Here is a 20,401-nt window from a genome sequence, read left to right on the forward strand (position 1 = left end):
CGCCGGCGTCGCGGGCGCGGCCGCCGGCGCGGCGGCGGGCGTGGCCAGGGCGGTCCGCACGATCTCGGCAAAGCGTTTCACCCGCGCCAGGCCCGGCTCGAACGTGCTGCTGATGGCGGGCAGCCGGGTGCGCTGGTCCGGTTCTTCGTCCTCCAGTCCATCCGAGATCAGCGAGGCGCACAGCTGTGGATCGCCCGACATCAATAGCCGGTACATGAACGGCACCGCGTAGGGCCATTCGGACAAGCCGGAAATCGTCTCCGGGCGGTCGGTGAAGTGGGTGGGGCGGTTGCTCAGGCTGTAGAGGTAGGAACGATTTGCCATGGCGATCGGGGCCTCGGAAAGGGGAGTGGAATGCCGGCGCGAGCCGCCAGGCGGCCGGCAACGACAGGCACAGCGACAACGTGCGGTATTGAACCGCAGCCGGGGGCGCGCGCCATTGCAGGCTGACACCTTTTGCCACGAAGTATTTCCACGGCCCGCGTGTTGGAAGTGCCGCTGGGCGCATCGGTTCTGAACCGGCGGGTCTGCCGCAACGCTGCGTGGCGGCAGGCAATACCCGGGCTTATCCATCGCGAGGCAAGGGCGGGATTCGGCGCTCAGGCTTTCCATAATAGTGAGATCGATTCCTGTTCGCACTTTGCATTGATGGATGAAGCCTGATGAACCCCAGTCCCGCCTTTCCTTTTTGCCGCGCATCGCATCTGCCCTGGATCCTGTTGGGGCTGGGCCTGTCCACGGCCGCCGGGGCGCAATCGGCCGCGTCGGTGCGGCAGCTGCCCGCGGTGACGGTGAAGGGCGCCGACGCCGAGGAAACGGCGACCGGTCCCGTGCATGGTTTCGTGGCCAGGCGCGCGGCCACGGCCACCAAGACCGACACGGCCGTGCTCGACACGCCGCAGTCGATCACCGTCATCACCCAGGATCGCATCACGCTGCAGGGCGCGCAGTCGGTGCAGCAGGCCGCCGGCTACACCGCGGGCGTGAGCACCGCCGACTCTTTCGGCGCCGACAACCGCAGCGACTGGATCAAGATCCGAGGCGCCGAGTCCACCCAGTACCTGGATGGCCTGCTCAACGCGGTGGGGTTCTACAACAACACGCGGCCCGATCCTTATGCGCTCGAACGCATCGAAATCCTGCGCGGGCCCTCGGGCATGCTGTACGGCCAGGCGTCCAGCAGCGGCATCGTGAACCTGGTCAGCAAGCGGCCGCAACCCGATGCGGCGCGCGAGATCGGTGTCAGCGTCGGCAGCCACGACCGCAAGCAGATCCAGGCGGATCTCACGGGTCCGCTCAATGCCGACGGCACATGGCTGTACCGCCTGGTGGCGCTGGGACGCGACAGCGGCAGCGCGGTCCGGCACGTGCCCGACGACCGTTATTTCGTGGCGCCATCGCTCACCTGGCGGCCCAGTGGCGCCACCTCGTTGACGCTGCTGGCCAACTTCCAGCGCGACAACAGCGGCACCATGGTCGGCTTTTTCCCCTGGCGCGGCACGCGCACCGACAAGCCCGGCGGGCGCATCCCGCAGGACTTCTTCGTCAGCGAGCCGGATTTCGACAGATATCGCACCCGGCAGCAGGCCGTGGGATATCAGTTCGAGCATGCATTCAACGACCGGGTCACCTTGCGGCAAAACCTGCGCTATTCGCACAGTGACGCCGATTACCGCAGTATCTACACCACCGGCTTCAACGGCGCGGGACACGGATGGGTGCCCGGCAGCGACACGTTGCTGCGCCGGGTGGTCTACATGAACCAGCCCACCTTGAAGCAACTGGCGATCGACAATCAGCTCCAGTTCAAACTCCAGACCGGCGCGGTCCGCCACCTGGCGCTGGCCGGCATCGACTATCAGCGCTCCACCCTCGAGGCCCACAAAGGCATCGGCGGGCTGGCGGCGCCGATCGACGTGTATAACCCCGTATACGGCAACTTCACGCCACCCACCAGCCTGCGCCACATGCCGACCTCGCACGAGAACCAGATCGGCTTCTACGCGCAGGACCAGCTCGAATGGGAAAGATGGCTGGTGATGCTGGGGCTGCGCTACGACCGTTCGCGCAGCGCGGTGGACGACACGCCGTCGGGCAGCCGTGACGACAGCGAACTGACCCGCCGTTTCGGCCTGATGTACCGCTCGGCCGCCGGTTTCAACCCTTACCTCAGCTATGCCGAGTCGTTCCAGGGGCAGGCCGGTTTCAATCGCGCCAACCAGGCCTTCAAGCCGCTACGCGGCAAGCAGTGGGAGACCGGCGTCAAGGTCCAGCCGCTCGGCGACAACCTGACCATTACGGCGAGCCTGTTCGACATGACCGAAACGAACCGCAAGGTGGCGGGCGTGGTGAACGGCGTGGCCGACACGGTCCAGGTGGGCCAGGCGCGCACGCGCGGCGCCGAACTGGAGGCGCTGGCTTCGGTGGCCGGCTTCGACGTCGTCGCCACCTGGACGCTGCTGAACGCCAGGGTCGCCCGGGGCGTTCCCGCCGAACAAGGCCGGCAACTGGCCAGGATGCCCCGCCATATGGCGTCGCTCTGGGCCAACCATCGCTTCCGCCTCCTGGGCGCGCCGGGATTCCTGGCGGGCGCGGGGGTGCGCTACACCGGCGGCAGCGACGATGGCACCGGCCACAACAATGTGCCCGCCGTCACGGTGTACGACGCGATGCTGGCCTACGACGCGGGGCCGATGCGCGTGGCGCTGAACGTCACCAACCTGTTCGACAAGCAGTATGTCGGCAGCTGCATCGCCCGCGGCGACTGCTTCTTCGGCACCCGCCGCAGCGTGGTCGGCAGCGTGACCTATCGTTTTTGATCTTTGTAAATAGGGACTTATCATTCCGGAACCGTCGCGTTCGTCACAGTTTCGCGACCGATTTCCCCTAGAATTGCGACTGCCGCCGCAATTCCCTGGCGTGCCTCATTTCCCGATAAGAGATGCACGTCGATCTCCTTACCCTGTACTTCATCACCATTGGAACGCTGCTGGCCAGTGCCGGCCTGACGTTCTGGGAACATCGGACCCATCCCAACCGCAGCCGTTCGCTGGGCATCCTGGCGGCCGGCTTCGCGACGTTGGCGGTCGGCTGTAGCAGCGTCCTGTTCCGCGCCGACCTGCCCGCCGGGCTGGGCTCGCCGGTCAGCAATCTCATCATCCTCGGCGGCTATCTGCTGGTGCTGAACAGCGTCGCCTCGCTCAGCGGGCGCAGCTACCGCGGCCGCTCGCTGGCGCTGCTGGCCGTCATGGCGCTGGTCTGGCTGGGCGCCGGCCGGGATGGCCAGGACGTGGTCTGGAAATACGTCAGCGCCTTTCCCATCGGGCTGGTCAGCGCGCTGACCGCCTGGGAACTGCTGCGTTGCGATTCCATGAAGATGCTCAAGACCCGCAACTTTGCCGTGGCGGTCGCGGGCGTGCACGCGCTGATCTATTTCGGCCGGGCCTTCCTGCTGCCGTGGTGGGTCGCCGCCGGGGGGCCGTCGGTGCAGCTGCTGGCCAGCAACATCACCATGTACGAGGGCGTGCTGTACTCGGTGCTGCTGCCGATGACGCTGGTCAAGCTGATCCGCGAGGAAACCCACGTCCAGCTGGTGCTGGAATCGCAGACCGACTACCTGACCCGCCTGGGCAACCGGCGCTGGTTCTTCGAGCAGGGCGCGCGCCTGATCGAGACCCAATCGGGCCGCGAGCCGATCGCCGTGCTGGCGTTCGACCTGGACCAATTCAAAAGCATCAACGACCGCTACGGCCACCATACCGGCGACCTGGTGCTGAAGTCGTTCGCCGGCATCGCCCGCGTCGCGCTCGGACCGCGGGCGATCCTGGCCCGCATCGGCGGCGAGGAGTTCGCCGCGCTGCTCTCGGGCGACGACGCCCGCCGCGCGCACGAGCTGGGCGCGGCCGCCGCCACGCGCTTTGCCGAGGCCATCGCCAACCAGGCCGACGGCCTGGGCATCGCCGCCACGGTCAGCATCGGCCTGGCGTATTTCGAGGACGACGCGCCGGCGCTGGCCGATGGGCTGGCGCGCGCCGACATGGCCCTGTATCGCGCCAAGTCGCTGGGCGGCAACCGGCTGGAAGCGGCGCTGGCGCCGGAGCGCGTCGCGGCGGACTGAACGGCGTCGTCTGCGTCGGCAATGCGGCCGGCGTCCCGGTAGCCAATGCGGCCGACGTCCCGGTCGACAAGGCGGCCGCCGCCCCGGTCGACAAGGCGACAGGCGGCTTCTGTCGACAAGGCGGCGACCATTTGCGCCGATAATGACCGCCATGACCACGCCTACACATGCTTCCCCGGCCGAGCGCGACGGTTTCTGGTTCGACGCCGCCGATCCTTCCCTGGCGCTCGAACGCGCCGGCAGCCACGTCCGGCTGGCGCGCGCCGAGCCGCCCTGGATCGTGGTCGACCAATCCATCGCCTCCCTGACCCTGGGCCGCCACTGGCCCGGACAGTTGTGGCGCGTGCGCGTGACGCAGCTGGGCGACATGTCCGGGCTGGTGGCGCAACCCGGTTATTGGCGCGCCGCCGCCATCGAGCTGTTGCAGCCGCTGCCGCTGGCCCTGCTGTTCGGCCCGCACGGCGAGGGCGTGCTGGATGTCCTGGCCCGCATTCCCGATCTGTCGCGCGAGCAGGCGCGAGCGCTGGGCGAACACTTGCCGGACGACGGCTGGGACCGTTACGGCCGGGCGTGGGCGCGCTGGTCGTCGGAGGAAGAGGGCGGCGCCACTGCGCCGTCCGGCGCCGTCGCCGAGGCGTCGCCGCCCTCCGAATGGTATGGCGTGCTGGCCGCCTCGCGCCGCCGCGGCGGCGCGCATTCGCCGGTCCATGCCGGTTTCATGCAGGTCCACAAGCTGCTGCGGCAACGCGCCGAAGCCGTCGATGGCGAGGCCGCCTTCATCCGGGAAGTGGATGAAGACGGCGAGGTGGACGAGTCGCTGGCGCCGCCGTGGGATGGGGCTTCCGATGCCTTGCTGTTCGCCGCCATGGCGCGGGGGGCGCCGCAATACCTGTCGGCGGACGATGTCGAGGTCCTGGCGCGGCCCTGGCGCGGCGTGTTCGGCGAGCCGGGCTGAGCCGGGGCGGGCTCCTTGCCAGTCCGATCCGTACCCGCCCGATCCCTTGGCAACCCGACCCCGTGCCAGCCCGACCTCCTACCAGTTCACCCGCGCCGTCAGCATCACATTGCGTTCGTCGCCGTAGTAGCAGGCATACGGGCACGCGGCGATGTAGCGCTTGTTCGTCAGGTTCTTGACGTTGAGCGCGAATTCCCAGTTCTGCAGGCGGTACCGCAACGCCGCGTCCAGCACGGTGTAGCTGGGCACCGTGACGCCGTCGCTTTCCTGCCGTCCCACGTAGCGCACGCCGGCCGCGGTGCTCAGGCCGGGCAGCGCCGCCAGCTTGTAGTCCAGCCACAGCGACGCCATGCTGCGCGGCACCGACGCCGGCCGCGCGCCTTCGTCGCCCCGGGTGCTCTTGGTGGTCCTGGCGTTGGTCAGCGTGAAGGCGGCCACCACGTCCAGATTGTGGTTGAGGCTGGCGCGGCCTTCCAGCTCGGCGCCGCGCGAGCGCACTTCGCCCGTCTGCACCGAGAACCCGGGATTGGCCAGATCCGACGTGACCACGTTGCGCTGGGTGATGTCGTACAGCGCCAGCGTGATCGCCGCGTCGACGCCAGGCGGCTCGTACTTCAGGCCGATCTCGTGCTGCGTGCCGGTGGTGGGCTTGAACGGCGTGCCGCCGAAATCCATGCCAGAGGTCGGCTGGAATGACTTGGTGAAACTGTAGTAGGGCGCCAGGCCGTTGTCGAACAGATACATCAGGCCGGCGCGGGGCGAGAACGCGTGCGAATCCTGCCTGCCGTCGTCGGGCGCTTCCTCGGTGCGCGCGCGGTCGTAGCGGCCGCCGAACAAGCCGATCCAGCGGCCATCGAATTTGATCTGGTCCTGGGCATAGAAACCCACCTGGCGCGCGCGGCTGATGCTGCGCCTGGCGGGGTCCAGCGTCGGCGTGCTGCCGTAGACCGGGTCATACACATCGATCGGGACGGCATTCAAGCCCACCGCTTGATCGCGTGTCAGGCTGCTGCGGCTGGCGTCCACGCCGAACAGCAGGGTGTGCTCGAAGCGGCCGTGGCGCAGCTTGCCCAGCAGCTGGTTGTCCAGGGCGATGCCCTTGTCCGTGTCGTCGCGCGACACGGCCAGGCGCTCGACCCGCGCCGGGTTGGCGGCGTCGACCGAGCTTGTCATCATGTACAGGTTGTTGCTATTGGCGCGGTGGTTGTAGCCCAGCAGGTTCTGCCGCACCTGCCAGTCGTCGTTGATCTTGTGCTCCAGCAGGTAACCCAGGTGGCCGCCCTGCACCACGAAACGGTCGAAGCCCGGTTCGCCCAGGAATACCTTGCGCGAGATGGCGCCGTTGGGGTTGGGCAGCAGCGTGCCTTCACGCGGCTTGCCCACGTCGTAGGGATTGTCGGTGCGGCTCCAGCCGCCCAGCAGCGTCAGCCGCGTGGCGCCGCTCAGCTGCCATTCGAGCGAGCCCGACAGCGACTGGCGGTCGTTGTTGATGTGCCGCACCATGGTGTCCGCATCGCGCGCCAGCCCGGTCAGTCGGTAGCCCACATTGCCGTCCTCGGTGAGCGGCCCGCCGAAGTCCATGGCCAGCTGCTTGGTGTTCCAGGCGCCGTATTTCACCTCCATCTCGCGCAGCGGCTCGGCGGTGGGGCGTTTGCTGACCAGGTTGATGATGCCCCCCGGCGCGGCCTGGCCGTACAGGATCGACGCCGGCCCCTTCAGCACCTCGATGCGTTCGTAGTTGTACGGCTCCATGGCGCCGCTCATCGAGTTCATCGGGAGCTTCGTGCCGTTCAGGTACAGCGGCGCCGACCCGGTGATGTTGAAGCCGCGCACCGTGAAGCCGGTGCTGATGTTGCGCAGCGCGCCGCCGTCCAGCGGCATCACGCCGGCGGTGTAGGCCAGCGCCTGGTCGAGCGAATCGGCGGCCTGCGCCACCACCTGGGCGCGCGGCACCACCGAGACCGACTGCGGCGTTTCGTGCAACGGCGTGTCGGTCTTGGTGGCCGTGGCGCTGTGCTTGGCGACGAAGCCGGCCACCGGGCCCCAGGCGGTTTCGGCGCCGTCGCCGGTGACGGTCACCGAGGGCAGCGTCTGTGCATCGTCCGCGCCGGCCGCCACCCGCAGCAGGTAGCCGCCGTTGGGCTGCAGGCTGGCGCGCATGCCCGTGCCCGCCAGGATCTGGCGCAGCGCCGACGCGGCGTCGTGGCTGCCGGTCAGTCCGCCGCTGCGCCTGCCGGCGACGTCGGCGGCGCTGTAGGACAGCATCAGCTGGCTTTCCAGGGCATAGCGGGTCAGCACGCTTTCGAGCGAGCCGGCGGGAATCGCGTAGGTCCGCGCGGCCGGCTGCGCCAGCGCGGCGGCCGACAGCAACGTGGCCGACAAGGACAGGACGGCCTGGCGGCCGGGCGAGAGCAGGGGGGCGGCGCGGCCGATGAGGCGGGCGGCGCGGCGCGAGAGGCGGTCGTGCATGGCGGTCTTCATTTCCCGAGAAAAAAGTGGCTTCCATAGGGATTGCCACGCGAGAACGAAAAACCCCTCACGGCGGGCCGAAAAAAATCCGGGATCCGACTTGCGGAATCGCCGGCGGCGTCACGGTTCGCGCCGCGCCACGGTCGTCCAGTAGCGCGTCACGCCGCGGATTTCCACGGGATGCGTGCGTTCGAGCATGTCCAGCACCTTGTCCGGATCGGCCAGCGGATAGATGCCCGAGACGCGCAGCGCGGCGACTTCCGGCGCACAGGCCAGCCGGCCGGGCCGGTAGCGGGCCAGTTCGGCGATGAAGTCGTCCAGCCGCATGTCGCGCGCCACCAGCATGCCGGCGGCCCAGGCGCCGGCCTGGGCGTCCGCCTGCTGTTCGGTGCGGGCCGGCGCCTCGGCGCCCAGCCGGTCGTAGCGGCTTTGCTCGCCGGCTTGCACCACACGGCCCGCCGCGGGGGCATCCATGGGCTGGATTTGCACCGCGCCCTCCAGCACCGCCACCAGGTCGGCGTCGGCCAGATGCCGCGCGACGAATCGCGTCCCGAGCGGCCGCAGCCGGCCGCGGGCGGTATCCACGAACAGCGGGCGGGCCGGCCAGCCAGGCCGGACCGGATCCGGCGCCGTGGCGACCAGGATGCGGCCATGCAACAGCTCGATGCGGCGCTGGTTGTCGTCGTAGCGGATCGTGATGGCGCTGCGGGTGTCCAGGTCGACCCGGGTGCCGTCCGCCAGCGTCAGGGCGCGCCGTTCGCCGGTGCCGGTGCGGTAGTCGGCGTGCAGGTCCTGCCATTGCCAGCGCAGGCCGTCGCGCGCCAGCCAGGCGCCGGTGCCGGCCACGGCCCCCAGCGCCAACAGCTTCAGCGCGCCGCGCCGGTTGCGTCGTGCGCCGCCCCGCCTCAGCGTGCCGTGGGTCAGCGGCGCATCCAGGCCGCGCAGGTGCGCGCCGAACGATTCGATATGGCGCCAGGCGCGGGCATGGTCCGGGTCCGCCTGCAGCCAGCGCGCCCAGGCCTGGCGCGTGGCGTCATTGGCGTCGGGCGCCTGCAGCCGCACCAGCCAGTCGACCGCGTCCCGGCTGGCGCGTTCGGGCAGCGGCGGGCCGTCCAGGACGGGCAGGGCGGAAGGGGGCGCGGGCATGCGACGGCGGGCTCGGCGTCAGGCGCCGAAGAAGCAGCAATGCGCCGCTTTGGCGATATGGCGTTGCACCGTGGCCAGCGACAGCTTCAGTTCGGCGGCGATGTCGGCCTGCTTCATGCCGTCCAGTTGCGACAGCAGGAAGGCCTTCACCACCGGCGCCGGCAGGGTGTCGAGGCGGCGATCCAGTTCGACCAGGGTCTCGATCAGGATGGCGCGGCTTTCGGGGCTGGGCGTCGTCTGCTCGGGCAGGGCGGCCAGCGTCGCCAGATAGGCTTCCTCGATGCGCCGCCGCCGCATGAAATTGGACAGCACCCCCTGCGCCACCGTGGTCAGCAGCGCGCGCGGCTCGCGCACCAGCGGCGGCTCGTCGCGGGCGATCAGGCGGATGAAGGTGTCGTGCGCCAGGTCGGCCGCGTCGAACGAATTGCCCAGCCGCCGGCGCAGCCAGCCCTTGAGCCAGCTGTGATGGTCGACATAGAGCATCTCGATGCTGGGCGGGGGCATGGTCGTTCCAATGGGAGGCGGGGCGCGCGTGAACGGGCAACCCGGAAATGAGAATGATCCGCAATTCTATAACTAGGGAAAGCGGCCCCGCAAGGCGACGGGCGCGCGTCCCTTGTCTGCCTTCAGGCGTCCCGCGCCCGCCTTCATGGCGCCACGGTCATTCCTGCGCGCGCCACGACTTGCGCCGCCGCGCCCGCGGCTTGGGGACCACGCCGATGCGCGGGTCGCGCGCCAACGCCAGCTCCACCAGCCGGGCCGCGACGCTTTCGAAAGCCTCGTCGGTCTGCGGCAGATACAGCCACTTGCCCAGCACCGGATGCGGCAGCAGGCTTGGCAGCTCGGCCAGCAGCGCCGCATGGCGGTCCTGCGAGGAACACACCAGCACGCCGCTGAAGGGTTCCTCGCGGTCGGCCACCACCAGGTACAAGGCGCCGTCCAGGTAGGCGGCGTCGCAGCCGAACATCTTGCGGTGCAGGTAGCCGGCATCGCGCTCGATGGGGTCGAGGATCCACAGCAGCGAATTGACGCGGGCGGCGCGGCGCCGGGCGGGGGGCTGGAACGGGTCGGGGCTGCGGGACATGGCGAAGGCGTGATGCGTGAACACAGGGGCTGGGTCAGACGATAGCCGATCCTCGGGACGGCCGCCCCGCGTCCGCACAAAGCAGATATGCGATCCCGCGCATAGCGCCGCCGCCGGCCCGCGCCTACCATGCTGCAAACACAAAAACCCCCAGGGTGGAGACAGCATGAGAATGGCAAGTGCGCTGACCGCGGTCAGCCTGTGGCTCGGTGCGGGCCTGATATCGGCGGCCGTGGCGGCCGGGGCCTATCCCGACCGGCCGGTCAAACTGATCGTGCCGTTCCCGGCCGGCGGGGCCACCGACCTGATGGCGCGCTCGCTGGCGCAGGGCCTGGGCGAAAAGCTCGGCCAGACCGTCGTGGTGGAGAACCGCGGCGGGGCCGGCGGCGCGATTGGCGCCGAGGCCGTGGCCACCGCCGCGCCCGACGGCTACACGCTGCTGTACTCGACCATGGGCGTGCTGACCATCAACCCGTCGCTGTACCCCAAGCTGCGCTACGACCCGCAGCGCAGCTTCGCGCCGGTGTCGCTGACCAACCTGACTTCCAATCTGCTGGTGGTCAACCCCGCGCTGAAGGTCGATTCGGTGGCCGCGCTGGCCGAACTGGCGCGGCAGCGGCCGGGCGAGCTGACCTTCAGCTCCTCGGGCAACGGCACCACCAGCCACCTGGCGGGCGAGATGTTCAAGACGGCGGCGCATGCCGACATCCGCCACATTCCCTACAAGGGCACCTCGGGCGCCATCAACGACTTCCTGGCCGGCCGCATCTCGATGATGATCGACACCTCGTCCAACTTCATCGAGCAGGTCAGGCAGGGCAAGGTGCGGGCGCTGGCCGTGACCAGCCGCCAGCGGCTGGCGGCGCTGCCCGATGTGCCATCGATGTCGGAGACGCCGGGGTTCGAGGACTACGAAGTCAGCCTGTGGTCCGGCGTGCTGGCGCCGGCGGGCACGCCGCGTGCGATCATCGATCGGCTGAACGCCGATATCGAGGCGGTGATGACCGCGCCGCAGATGGTCGAGCGCATGGCCGGCTACGGCATCCAGACCACCCACAGCACGCCCGAAGCCTTCGCCGAACGCATCCGCGTCGATACGGCGAAATGGGCGCGCATCATCGAACAGTCCGGCGCGCGCGCCGATTGAGGCCACGGCCCGGCTCGCGGCCCGCCCGGCGGCCGGGCCCCTGGAAGGAAATCCCATGCGATTGATGCTTCGATCCCTGTTGGCGACGGTGGCCCTGTCCGTCGGCGCCGCGTCCGCGGCGGCGGCCTATCCCGACCGACCCGTCATCCTGGTCAATCCCTATGCCGCCGGCGGCCCCGCCGACGTGGTGGCGCGCAGCCTGGCGCGGGCGCTGGAAAAGCGCCTGGGCCAGCCGGTGGTGGTGGAGAACAAGGCCGGCGGCGGCGCCTCCATCGGCACCGGCTTCGTGGCGCGCGCCAAGCCGGACGGCTACACGCTGCTGCTGGGCACCTCGGCCGGCCATGTGGTCACGCCGCTGATGCAGAAGACCGCGTACGACGGCGTCAAGGGCTTCGCCTTCTGCTCGGTGGTGGCGGTGCAGCCCATCATGCTGGTGGTCAATCCGTCGCGCGGCATCCGCTCGGTGCCCGAGCTGATCGCCCGCGCCAAGGCCGAACCCGGCAAGTGGAGCTACGGCTCGGCCGGCGTGGGCGGCGCCACGCACCTGGGCGCCGAGCTGTTCCAGCAGGTCGCCGGGGTGCAGCTGAACCATATTCCCTATGCCGGCGCCTCGCCCGCCATCAACGACGTGGTCGGCGGCCAGACCGACCTGGCCATGCTGAACCTGTCGGCCAGCCTGCCGTTCATCCGCCAGGGGCGCTTGCTGGCGCTGGCCTATGCGTCGGACAAGCGTTCGCCGCTGCTGCCGGACGTGCCGACGCTGGCCGAGGCCGGCGTGGCGGGAGCGGACGCGGCCACCTGGTACAGCCTGGCGGCGCCGGCCGGCACGCCCGCCGACATCGTGCGCACGCTGAGCGACACCGTCCGGGCCGTGAACGACGATCCCGACTACCGCCGCGTCATGCGGGAGCAGGCGATAGAGTTGATGGCATTGTCGCCACAGGAAGCGGACGCCTACGTCGCCAAGGACCAGGCCGACATGCGCCGGCTGCTGGGCGCGCTGGGGCTGCTGGCCAAATGAGGACGCGAGGAACGCATCCATGAATTTCGATTTCAGCCAACTGAGCACCACCAATGCCTTCAAGCTGCTCTCCAGCGTGGTGGTGCCGCGCCCCATCGCCTGGGTGGTGAGCCAGTCGGCGCAGGGGCAACGCAACGCCGCGCCGTTCTCGTTCTTCAACGTGGTCAGCAGCGATCCGCCGATCGTGGCGCTGGGCATCGGCCCGCGCGGCGGGCAGTTGAAGGACACCTCGCGCAACATCCTGGAGACGGGCGAGTTCGTCATCAACCTGGTGTCGGCCGAACTGGCCGCGCAGATGAACCACACCAGCCTGGACTACGTGGCCGACGTCGATGAGCTGACGCGCGCCGGGCTGGCGACCGAACCCTCGCTGGTGGTCGCGCCGCCGCGCATCGCGCTCAGCCCGGCGGCGCTGGAATGCCGCGTGTGGCAGGTGCTGGATGCCGCGCCGCAGCGCGTCATCGTGCTGGCGCGGGTGGTGGCGCTGTACCTGCGCGACGACGCGCTGCTGGACGCGCAGCGCTTCCATGTGGACACCCCCGCGCTGCGCCTGCTGGGCCGTATGCACGGCGCCGGCTGGTACGCGCACACCAGCGACCTGTTCCAGATGCGCGCGCCGGACGCCGCCAACGATCCGGCGGTGCGGCCTGCGCAGGGCCATTGAACCGCATCACGATATCGAATCTCCCGGGAGCCTCTTGATGAAACTGCATTGGTCGCCGCGCTCGCCCTTCGTGCGCAAGGTGATGATCGTCCTGTACGAAGCCGGCATTGCCGACCGCGTGACGCTGGTGCGCACGCCGGTCGCCATGGACAAGCCCAACCTCGACCTGGTGGCCGACAATCCGCTGATCAAGCTGCCGACGCTGGTGCTGGACGACGGCACGCCGGTCTACGACTCGCGCGTCATCTGCGCCTATCTGGACGGCCTGGCCGGCGCCGGCCTGCTGCCGGCGGACCCGGCCGCGCGCCTGCTGGCCGAGCGCCGCCAGGCGCTGGGCGACGGTTTCCTGGACGCGCTGCTGCTGTACCGGCAGGAACGCAACAAGCCGGTCGAGAAGCAGACCCAGGCCTGGCTCGACGCCTTCGCGCTGAAGACCGGCGCCGTGCTGGCCGTGCTGGAAGCCGAGGCGCCGGCCCTGCGCGCCAGCCGCTTCGACCTGGGCCTGATCGCCATCGGTTGCGCGTTGTCGTATCTGGACTATCGTTTCCCGGACCTGGCCTGGCGCGACGGCCATCCGGCGCTGGCCGCCTGGCACCAGGACTTCAGCGCGCGGCCCTCGGTAGCGCGCAGCCAACCCGACGAAACGCCTTGAGCGAAGGACGATGATGAGCCGCATTCCCCTGCCCACGCCCGACAGCATGAGCGACGACCAGAAGCGCGTCTACGAGCGCATCGTCTCCGGCCCGCGCGGCCGGCTGGTCGGCCCCTTGCGCGCCGCGCTGCACAACCCCGAGCTGGCCGAGCGCTGGCAGGCGCTGGGCGCCTTGCTGCGCTTTGGCACCAGCCTGCCGCCGCGCGTCAGCGAGCTGGCCATCGTGGTCACCGCGCGCCGGTGGAACAGCCAGATCGAATGGCACATCCACGCCCAGGCCGCCCGCGCCGCCGGCATTGCGGACGCGGTGCTGGACGCCATCCAGGCGCGGCGCGAGCCGGCCTTCGACAACCGCGACGACGAGATCGTCTACGCCTACGCCCGCCAGCTGCAGGAGACCGGCCAGGTCGAGCCCGCCCTGTATGCCGAGGCGGTGCAGCGCTGGGCCGCCGTCGGCGTGGTCGAGCTGACCGCCGTCATCGGCTACTACACCATGGTGTCGATGACGCTGAACGCGCACGAGATCCCGATGCCGGACGACGCGCCCGCGCCGCTGGACCTGCCGCAACAGGACGGCCATCCGGCGCTGAGCCGGCTGGCGCCGCTGGCCGGGGAGAGCCAGCCATGACCGCCGCCCGCGCCTACGTGCCCGACCGCGTCGAGACGCCGCGCATGCCTGCCGCGCCCGCGCAGCCCCTGCCGCCGCGGGCCTGCGACACGCATTGCCACGTGTTCGGCCCCTACGACCGCTTCCCGCTCTGGCACCCGTCGTCCTATGCCGCGCCCGACGCGCCGGCGACGCGCTATCTGCGCATGCTGGACACCCTGGGCGCCGCGCGCGGCGTGCTGGTGCAGCCGGCGCCCTACGGCACGCACCCCGATGCCTTGCTGGACGCGCTGGCGCAGGGCGGCGACCGCCTACGCGGCATCGCGGTGGCCGACCCGTCGGTCAGCGACGCGCAACTGCGGGCCCTGTGCGACGGCGGCGTGCGCGGGCTGCGCTTCGTCGAGGCGCGCGACCCCGCCGGCAACCTGTTTCCGGGCAGCGTGGGGTTCGACCAGGTCGCCGCGCTGGCCCCGCGCATGAAACACCACGGCCTGCACGCGCAGCTGTGGGCGCCGTGCGACACCTATCTGCGCCACCTGCCGGCGCTGGCGAAGCTGGACCTGCCGCTGGTGATCGACCACCTGGGCAGCCTGGTCCCGGCGCGTGGCGACCAGGATCCGGCGTTCCAGCTGCTGCGCGGCCTGCTGGCCGATGGCCGCCTGTGGATGAAGCTGACGCTGTGCCGCGTCGGCAGCGCGCCGGACTACGAGAATGCGCGCTTCCTCCACGACGCCTTCGTTGCCGCCAACCCCGACCAGGTGCTGTGGGGCTCGGACTGGCCGTTCGTGCGCATGGGCGAGTCGGCGCCGTCCGCCGACGCCCTGGTGGCGGTGGCGCAGCGCTGGCTGGGCGATGACGCCATGCGCCGCAAGGTCTGGGTCGACAACCCGGCGCGGCTCTACGGCTTCGATTGAAGCGCCGGCCCCGTCAGGGGCTGGCGTGCCACACGCCTTCGCCGCCGATCTCGCGCACCAGGCTCTGGATCTGCGCGGCCACTTCGGTGACGGTGCGGCCCGGCCCCTTGGCGCGGGCGAACGCCATCGAGATGATGCGGCCCATGGCCGGATCGCGCAGCGCGGCGATGCCCAGGCGGCCTTCCTGCACCTCCTGCCAGACCGCGTGCAGCGGCAGCACCGTGTACATGTGTTCGTGCTCGACGATGGACTTCATCAGTGGCAGCGAATCGGCCTCGATCAGCGGCGCGATGCTGATCTTGCGCGCCCGCGCCAGCCCGTCCAGCGCATTGCGCAGGCCGTTGGGCGCGCCGGGCAGGATGAAGGGCAGGCCGTCCAGCTGTTCGAACGCGACCTCGCCGCCGCGCGTCAGCGGGTCGCCCGCCGCGCCCACCAGGTACGAATCGACCGAGGCCAGCGCCTGTTCGCCCGGCGGGCACTTGTCGCCGTAGCGGTACAGGATGGCGATGTCGACGCGGCTGTCGGTCAGCCATTCCTCGATCTGGCCGCTGGAGCCTTCCAGGATCTTCAGGTGCACCTTGGGAAATTGCTTGCGCAGCCGCGAGAACAGCCGCCGGATCAGCGGATGCGCGGTGGACGGCAGCAGCCCCAGCGTGACCTCGCCGGCCGGCTCGCGCGCCTCGCCGTTCAGTTCCAGTTCCAGCCGCTCGGCGTCGCCCAGCAGCGTGCGCACCAGCGGAAACAGGCGCTCGCCCACTTCCGACAGGTGCACGCCGCGGCCGGTGCGGTTGAACAGCCGCGCGTTGCACTCGCGTTCCAGCGCGTTGATGCGGCGGCTCAGCACCGACTGGTCCTGGTCCAGGTAGAGGGCGGCGCGCGAGATGCTGCCCAGTTCCGCGATCGCCAGGAAGGCCCGCCACTTGTGCAGGTCGGCGGTGACGTCCAGGCTCAGGCCCGTGGCTTTGGCAGGCGGCATGATCGATAAGGCGGCAACGAAAGAGACGGCATAAGGGTACGGCAAAAGCGGGCCGGCATGGGACTATTCCAGCCCCAGCTTGCCGCGCCGGATCACCTCGCCCCATTTCTTCGACTCGGCCTGCATCAGCGCCTGGTAGGCCTCGGGCGTGGTGGCCGTGGGGATGGCGCCCTGGTCGATCATCTTCTGCCGCAGGGCCGGCTCGGCCAGGGTCTGGGCGATGGCCTGCGACATCTTCTGCACGATCTCCGGCGGCGTCCCGGTCGGGGCGATGATGCCGTAGTTCGATTCCACGATCACACCGGGAAAACCCGCTTCCTGGGTGGTCGGCACGTCCGGCAGGCCCTCGAAGCGCGTCGGGCTGGCCACCGCCAGCGTGCGCAGCTTGCCGGCCTTGATGAAGCCCAGCACCGCCGAGGCGTCGCCCGGGAACATCTGCACCTCGTTGGACAGCATCGCCGTGACCGCGGGCGAGGCGCCCTTGTACGGCACGTGCATGATGTCGATGCCGGTCTGCTGCTTGAGCAGCTCGCCGCCCAGGTGCGGCGTGGTGACGTTGCCGGCCGAGCCATAGTTGTACTTGCCGGGCTGGCGCTTGGCGCTGGCGACGAAGTCGGCCAGCGTGGCGTCGGGCAGGGACGGGTTGACCACCAGCACCAGCGGAATGCGCGCCACCAGCGACACGTACTGGATCTTGGACACGTCGTACGGCACCTTCATGACGTGCGGCAGGCCGGTGATGGCGCCGGGCACGCCGAAGCCGAAGGTGTTGCCGTCGGGCGTGGCGCGCACCGTGGCGTCCACGCCGATGGTGCCGCTGGCGCCGGCCTTGTTCTCGATCACGATGGTCTGGCCCAGCCGCTGGCCCAGCGCCGGCGCCAGCAGTCGCGCCAGGTTGTCGACCGAGCCGCCGGGCGGGTAGGGCACGATCAGCCGGATCGGCTGGCTCGGCCAGGGCGCGGCGGCGTGGCCCGGGGCGGCAAAGGCGGCGCCCAGCAGCAGGGCGGCCGCCGTCAGTGCGGTAGCGTGTTTCATCTGTCTCTCTCCTGTGGCGCCGGCTCGCGGCCGGCGCGTCGTTGTCATGCGCCTTCCAGCCCCAACTGCTTGGCGTAGATATTGCGCTGGATCTCGTTGGTGCCGCTGAAAATGGTCGCCGCCAGCGCGTTGACGTACGGCGCCAGCGCATGCACCTGGCCGTTGCCATAGCCCAGCCGCATCGCCGCGCCGCCGTATTCCTCGGCGATCTGGATCAGCAGGGCGCCCAGCCGCTCGTGCGTCTCGGTGGCCCAGACCTTCAGCAGCGACAGCTCCGGCGGCAGCGGCCGGCCGGCCTTGGCCAGCTCGGCGAAGACGCTGTACATCGCGGTCAGGTCGGCCGCGTCCAGCCGCAGCTCGGCCAGCCGGTCGGCGAACGCCGGGTCGGCCAGCAGGCCGCGCTGGCGCGCGATGCTGAAGATCTGCTGCAGGGCATGGTTGGCGTGCTTGGGGCTGCCGCTGAACAGGCGCTCGAAGCCCAGCAGCGCCTTGGCGATGCCCCAGCCGGCGTTCAGCTCGCCCACCAGGTTGGCGCGCGGCACGCGCACCTGGTCGAAGAACACCTCGCAGAATTCCTCGTGGCCCGAGAGCGTGCGGATGGGGCGGCGGCTCACGCCCGGACTGGCCAGGTCCACCAGCAGGAAACTGATGCCGGCCTGCTTCTTGACCGTCTTGTCGGTGCGCACCAGCATGAACATGTGGGTCGCGTCCTGCGCCAGCGTCGACCAGGTCTTCTGGCCGCTCACGATCAGGTCGTCGCCGTCCACCAGCGCCTCGCAGCGCAGCGAGGCCAGGTCCGAGCCGGCGTTCGGCTCCGAATAGCCCTGCGCCCACACCGCCTCGCCCGACAGGATGCCCGGCAGGAAGCGCGCGCGCTGTTCCTCGGTGCCGTGGCGGATCAGGATCGGCCCCAGCATCACCAGCCCCTGGTCGGGCGCGCGCGCCACGCCGTGGCGCTCGGCCTCTTCGATGAAGGCGATCTGGCGCGCCGGCGACAGCGCCATGCCGCCGTGCTCGCGCGGCCACGACGGCGCGATCCAGCCCTGGCGCGCCAGCGTGAAATACCAGTCCTTGATCTCGTCCCAGTGCAGCCGCCAGGGCACATGGCGCAGGTGTTCGGGGTAGTGGGCGCGGAAGAAGCCGCGCACCAGCCGGCGGAAGTCGGCTTCCGGCATGCCGTTCCAGTCGGCTTCGCGCGGGAAGTCGGTGATGGGCACGGCATCGTCGTCATCGGCGCCGGGCGCGGGCAGCGCCGCCAGCGCGCCGTAGCGCTGGCGATGGGCGGTGGCATTGCCCAGCCAGGCCGCCAGGTGCAGCGCGCTGCGGAAATACAGGCTGACGTCGCATTCCTCGGTGTAGCCGATGGCGCCGTGCAACTGGATCGCCAGCCGCGTCGCCTCCAGGCCGGCGCGCGCGGCGCGGGCCTTGGCGCGGCTGGCGACGGTCTTGCGCAGGGTGGCGTCGCCTGGCCGCGCATCCAGCGTATCGAGCGCGTCCAGCAGGCTGTTGGCCGCCAGCTCGACCTGCATGGCGGCATCCACCAGCCGGTGCTGCAGGGCCTGGAACGACGCCAGCGGCCGGCCGAACTGCTGGCGCGTGTTCAGGTAGGCCACCGAATCGGCCAGCGCCTGCCGCGCCACGCCGGCCAGCTCCGCCGACTGCATCAGGCGGCCCAGGTCCAGCGCCTCGTCGACCGCGTCCAGCACGCCGTCGCGCGCCAGCAGCGCGTCCGCCGGCACCACGGCCGACTCGATCGCCAGGTGGCAGGCGGCGCCGCCGTCGGCGCGCGCGTGGACCTGCGCGGTCACGCCCGGCGTGCCGGCCGCGACGAAGAAGAGGGCGGTGCCGCGCTCGCCATCGGCCGTGACCAGCCAGCCATCGACACCGGCGCCCGGCATCACGTGGCGTTTCTCGCCATTGAGCACATACGCGCCCTCGCGTTCGATCACGCTGACGCCGAAGGCCGTGGCGGCCTCGCCGGCCTCCAGCTGGCCCTCGGTTTCCTGCCAGGCCAGCCCGAGCAGCGTTTCGCCGCCGCACACGGCCTGCAACAGCGCGTCGCGCCGCGCCGCATCGACCGGCTCGATCCGCGCCAGCAGCGCCGCCGGCAGCACGCCGGCGCCGACCAGCGGCTCCGGCAGCTGCGCGCGGCCGGCTTCCTCCAGCACCGCCGCCATCGCCCGCCAGCCCAGGCCCAGGCCGCCCAGCGTCTCGGGCACGCTCATGCCGAGCCAGCCAACCTCGGCGATCTCGCGCCAATAGTCGCGGTCCGGCGGCGTCTCGGCGCGCTTGCGCTGGCGCTGGTCGCGCCGTTGCAGGAAGTCGCGCGCGCTGTCGCGGATCTCTTCGATCAGGTCATGGTCCACGCCGCTCATACGATGCCCTCCGCCTGCAGCCGGGCGATCTCGTCATCGGACAGCCCCAGTTCGGCGCGCAGGATCTCGGCCGTGTGCTCGCCCAGCAGGGGCGGCGGCAGGCCGCCCGCGATCGGCGTGCCGGAAAAATGGATCGGGTTGCGGATGACCGGCAGGGCGCCCAATTGCGGGTGCTCGACGCTGCCCAGCATCTCGCGGTGGCGCACCTGCGGGTCCTCGAACACCTGGTCCATGGTGTAGATGGGCCCGCAAGGCACGTTGGCCGCCGCCAGCGCCTGATTCCAGTCCTGCACGCTGCGGGCGCGCAGCGCCGGCTCGATCAGCCGCGACAGTGTCGGCTGCGCGGCGGCGCGCTTGGGGTTGGTATCGAAGCGCGCATCGCGCCCCAGCTCGGGTAGCCCGATCACCTCGCAGAAGGCTCGGAACTGCGAGTCGTTGCCCACCGCCACCATCAGGTGGCCGTCCCGGCATTCGAAGGCGCGGAACGGCGCGGTGATCTGCGAGGCCGAACCCATGCGCGCCGGCAACTGGCCGCTGGCCAGATAGTTCATGCCGATGTGCGACAGCGCTGCGATCTGCGCGTCCAGCAGCGCCAGGTCGATGTGCTGGCCCGCGCCCGACACCTGGTCGCGGTGCCGCAGCGCCGCCAGGATGGCGCATACCGCATAGAAGCCCGCCGTCAGGTCCGACACCGAGTAGCCCGCCTTGACCGGCCCCGCGCCCGGCTCGCCGTCGGGCACGCCGGTCACGCTCATCAGCCCGCTCATGGACTGGAAGATCGGGTCATAGCCCGGCAGGTGGCTGTACGGGCCGCTCTGGCCGAAGCCGGTGATCGAGCAATACACCAGGCGCGGATTGACCTCCGCCAGCGCGGCATAGTCCAGCCCGTAGCGGCGCAGGTCGCCGGCCTTGAAGTTCTCGATGACGATGTCCGCCTGCCGCGCCAGCCGCCGCACCAGCGCCTGGCCCTCGGGCCGCGAGATGTCGATGGTCAGCGACTTCTTGCCGCGGTTCATGGCCACGAACGACGAGGTCTGCGGGCTCGGCGCGCCGTCGCGGCCAGGCAGCGGATAGCCCTGGTGGCGCACGTCGTCGCCGCGCCCGGGGCGCTCGACCTTGATCACGTCGGCGCCGAAGTCGGCCAGCATCTGCGCCGCCCACGGTCCCGAAAACACCCGGCTCAGGTCCAGCACCTTCACGCCGTCCAACGCGCTCGTCATGTCGTCTCCTTGGTATTTT

18 protein-coding genes are annotated in these 20,401 nt (G+C 70.4%); 9 read left to right on the top strand and 9 right to left on the bottom strand.

Annotated features, from left to right (window positions below; translation table 11 throughout):
- On the bottom strand, positions 1 to 324 hold a 324-nt coding region (locus tag H0523_RS08460; protein WP_442778911.1), incomplete at its 3' end, for a DUF7822 domain-containing protein.
- Between the two features lie 338 nt (positions 325 to 662).
- On the opposite strand from H0523_RS08460, the gene H0523_RS08465 reads away from it, so the two are divergent.
- The 3 genes from H0523_RS08465 to H0523_RS08475 all read left to right on the top strand — a co-directional run bounded on the left by H0523_RS08465 (position 663) and on the right by H0523_RS08475 (position 5,072).
- The gene (locus H0523_RS08465) at positions 663 to 2,819 is read left to right on the top strand and encodes a TonB-dependent siderophore receptor (RefSeq protein ID WP_231689750.1); all 2,157 of its coding nucleotides are present in this window, start codon (positions 663 to 665) and stop codon (positions 2,817 to 2,819) included.
- Positions 2,820 to 2,941: 122 nt separating this feature from the next.
- Positions 2,942 to 4,117: a GGDEF domain-containing protein gene (locus H0523_RS08470; protein ID WP_054429775.1), complete on the top strand. Its 1,176-nt coding sequence runs from the start codon at positions 2,942 to 2,944 to the stop codon at positions 4,115 to 4,117.
- Between the two features lie 151 nt (positions 4,118 to 4,268).
- Positions 4,269 to 5,072, top strand: a complete 804-nt coding sequence (locus H0523_RS08475; RefSeq protein WP_231689749.1) for a hypothetical protein — start codon at positions 4,269 to 4,271, stop codon at positions 5,070 to 5,072.
- A 78-nt stretch (positions 5,073 to 5,150) separates the two neighbouring features.
- Here H0523_RS08475 and H0523_RS08480 read toward each other — a convergent pair whose 3' ends face one another.
- From H0523_RS08480 to H0523_RS08495, 4 genes are all read right to left on the bottom strand, one after another.
- Positions 5,151 to 7,541, bottom strand: a complete 2,391-nt coding sequence (locus H0523_RS08480) for a TonB-dependent siderophore receptor (RefSeq protein ID WP_054430315.1) — start codon at positions 7,539 to 7,541, stop codon at positions 5,151 to 5,153.
- A gap of 120 nt (positions 7,542 to 7,661) precedes the next feature.
- Positions 7,662 to 8,687, bottom strand: a complete 1,026-nt coding sequence (locus H0523_RS08485) for a FecR domain-containing protein (RefSeq protein WP_054460468.1) — start codon at positions 8,685 to 8,687, stop codon at positions 7,662 to 7,664.
- An 18-nt stretch (positions 8,688 to 8,705) separates the two neighbouring features.
- Positions 8,706 to 9,191, bottom strand: coding sequence for a sigma-70 family RNA polymerase sigma factor (locus tag H0523_RS08490; protein WP_054460466.1), 486 nt, complete (start codon positions 9,189 to 9,191; stop codon positions 8,706 to 8,708).
- Positions 9,192 to 9,348: 157 nt separating this feature from the next.
- Positions 9,349 to 9,771, bottom strand: coding sequence for a hypothetical protein (locus H0523_RS08495; protein WP_054430314.1), 423 nt, complete (start codon positions 9,769 to 9,771; stop codon positions 9,349 to 9,351).
- 166 nt (positions 9,772 to 9,937) lie between these two features.
- On the opposite strand from H0523_RS08495, the gene H0523_RS08500 reads away from it, so the two are divergent.
- The 6 genes from H0523_RS08500 (at position 9,938) to H0523_RS08525 (ending at position 14,776) form a co-directional block, all read left to right on the top strand.
- Positions 9,938 to 10,918, top strand: coding sequence for a Bug family tripartite tricarboxylate transporter substrate binding protein (locus H0523_RS08500; protein ID WP_054429772.1), 981 nt, complete (start codon positions 9,938 to 9,940; stop codon positions 10,916 to 10,918).
- A gap of 64 nt (positions 10,919 to 10,982) precedes the next feature.
- Positions 10,983 to 11,939: a tripartite tricarboxylate transporter substrate binding protein gene (locus H0523_RS08505; RefSeq protein ID WP_082404383.1), complete on the top strand. Its 957-nt coding sequence runs from the start codon at positions 10,983 to 10,985 to the stop codon at positions 11,937 to 11,939.
- Between the two features lie 19 nt (positions 11,940 to 11,958).
- Positions 11,959 to 12,603: a flavin reductase family protein gene (locus H0523_RS08510; protein WP_054429770.1), complete on the top strand. Its 645-nt coding sequence runs from the start codon at positions 11,959 to 11,961 to the stop codon at positions 12,601 to 12,603.
- 37 nt (positions 12,604 to 12,640) lie between these two features.
- Positions 12,641 to 13,255 (top strand): glutathione S-transferase family protein, encoded by a 615-nt coding sequence (locus H0523_RS08515; RefSeq protein WP_054429769.1) that lies wholly within the window; start codon positions 12,641 to 12,643, stop codon positions 13,253 to 13,255.
- Positions 13,256 to 13,268: 13 nt separating this feature from the next.
- Positions 13,269 to 13,883, top strand: coding sequence for a carboxymuconolactone decarboxylase family protein (locus tag H0523_RS08520; RefSeq protein ID WP_054430313.1), 615 nt, complete (start codon positions 13,269 to 13,271; stop codon positions 13,881 to 13,883).
- Positions 13,880 to 14,776: an amidohydrolase family protein gene (locus tag H0523_RS08525; protein WP_054429768.1), complete on the top strand. Its 897-nt coding sequence runs from the start codon at positions 13,880 to 13,882 to the stop codon at positions 14,774 to 14,776. The genes H0523_RS08520 and H0523_RS08525 overlap by 4 nt, the downstream gene beginning before the upstream one ends.
- Positions 14,777 to 14,789: 13 nt before the next feature.
- Here the strand turns inward: H0523_RS08525 and H0523_RS08530 are convergent, their stop codons facing one another.
- From H0523_RS08530 to H0523_RS08545, 4 genes are all read right to left on the bottom strand, one after another.
- The gene (locus H0523_RS08530) at positions 14,790 to 15,752 is read right to left on the bottom strand and encodes a LysR family transcriptional regulator (RefSeq protein ID WP_049073298.1); all 963 of its coding nucleotides are present in this window, start codon (positions 15,750 to 15,752) and stop codon (positions 14,790 to 14,792) included.
- 63 nt (positions 15,753 to 15,815) lie between these two features.
- Positions 15,816 to 16,787 (bottom strand): Bug family tripartite tricarboxylate transporter substrate binding protein, encoded by a 972-nt coding sequence (locus H0523_RS08535; RefSeq protein ID WP_054429767.1) that lies wholly within the window; start codon positions 16,785 to 16,787, stop codon positions 15,816 to 15,818.
- Positions 16,788 to 16,831: 44 nt separating this feature from the next.
- Positions 16,832 to 19,162: an acyl-CoA dehydrogenase family protein gene (locus H0523_RS08540; RefSeq protein WP_082404382.1), complete on the bottom strand. Its 2,331-nt coding sequence runs from the start codon at positions 19,160 to 19,162 to the stop codon at positions 16,832 to 16,834.
- Positions 19,159 to 20,382 (bottom strand): CaiB/BaiF CoA transferase family protein, encoded by a 1,224-nt coding sequence (locus tag H0523_RS08545; RefSeq protein WP_054429766.1) that lies wholly within the window; start codon positions 20,380 to 20,382, stop codon positions 19,159 to 19,161. Before H0523_RS08545 ends, H0523_RS08540 begins: the two co-directional genes overlap by 4 nt.
- Between the last annotated feature and the right edge of the window lie 19 nt (positions 20,383 to 20,401).

The organism is Achromobacter insuavis (genome assembly GCF_902859645.1).
GTDB classification, from domain to species: Bacteria; Pseudomonadota; Gammaproteobacteria; order Burkholderiales; family Burkholderiaceae_B; genus Achromobacter; species Achromobacter insuavis.

Coding starts and splice junctions, on each gene's coding strand:
- H0523_RS08465 (WP_231689750.1), top strand. CDS start 663: ATGAACCCCAGTCCCGCCTTTCCTTTTTGCCGCGCATCGCATCTGCCC.
- H0523_RS08470 (WP_054429775.1), top strand. CDS start 2,942: ATGCACGTCGATCTCCTTACCCTGTACTTCATCACCATTGGAACGCTG.
- H0523_RS08475 (WP_231689749.1), top strand. CDS start 4,269: ATGACCACGCCTACACATGCTTCCCCGGCCGAGCGCGACGGTTTCTGG.
- H0523_RS08480 (WP_054430315.1), bottom strand. CDS start 7,541: ATGCACGACCGCCTCTCGCGCCGCGCCGCCCGCCTCATCGGCCGCGCC.
- H0523_RS08485 (WP_054460468.1), bottom strand. CDS start 8,687: ATGCCCGCGCCCCCTTCCGCCCTGCCCGTCCTGGACGGCCCGCCGCTG.
- H0523_RS08490 (WP_054460466.1), bottom strand. CDS start 9,191: ATGCCCCCGCCCAGCATCGAGATGCTCTATGTCGACCATCACAGCTGG.
- H0523_RS08495 (WP_054430314.1), bottom strand. CDS start 9,771: ATGTCCCGCAGCCCCGACCCGTTCCAGCCCCCCGCCCGGCGCCGCGCC.
- H0523_RS08500 (WP_054429772.1), top strand. CDS start 9,938: ATGAGAATGGCAAGTGCGCTGACCGCGGTCAGCCTGTGGCTCGGTGCG.
- H0523_RS08505 (WP_082404383.1), top strand. CDS start 10,983: ATGCTTCGATCCCTGTTGGCGACGGTGGCCCTGTCCGTCGGCGCCGCG.
- H0523_RS08510 (WP_054429770.1), top strand. CDS start 11,959: ATGAATTTCGATTTCAGCCAACTGAGCACCACCAATGCCTTCAAGCTG.
- H0523_RS08515 (WP_054429769.1), top strand. CDS start 12,641: ATGAAACTGCATTGGTCGCCGCGCTCGCCCTTCGTGCGCAAGGTGATG.
- H0523_RS08520 (WP_054430313.1), top strand. CDS start 13,269: ATGAGCCGCATTCCCCTGCCCACGCCCGACAGCATGAGCGACGACCAG.
- H0523_RS08525 (WP_054429768.1), top strand. CDS start 13,880: ATGACCGCCGCCCGCGCCTACGTGCCCGACCGCGTCGAGACGCCGCGC.
- H0523_RS08530 (WP_049073298.1), bottom strand. CDS start 15,752: ATGCCGCCTGCCAAAGCCACGGGCCTGAGCCTGGACGTCACCGCCGAC.
- H0523_RS08535 (WP_054429767.1), bottom strand. CDS start 16,787: ATGAAACACGCTACCGCACTGACGGCGGCCGCCCTGCTGCTGGGCGCC.
- H0523_RS08540 (WP_082404382.1), bottom strand. CDS start 19,162: ATGAGCGGCGTGGACCATGACCTGATCGAAGAGATCCGCGACAGCGCG.
- H0523_RS08545 (WP_054429766.1), bottom strand. CDS start 20,382: ATGACGAGCGCGTTGGACGGCGTGAAGGTGCTGGACCTGAGCCGGGTG.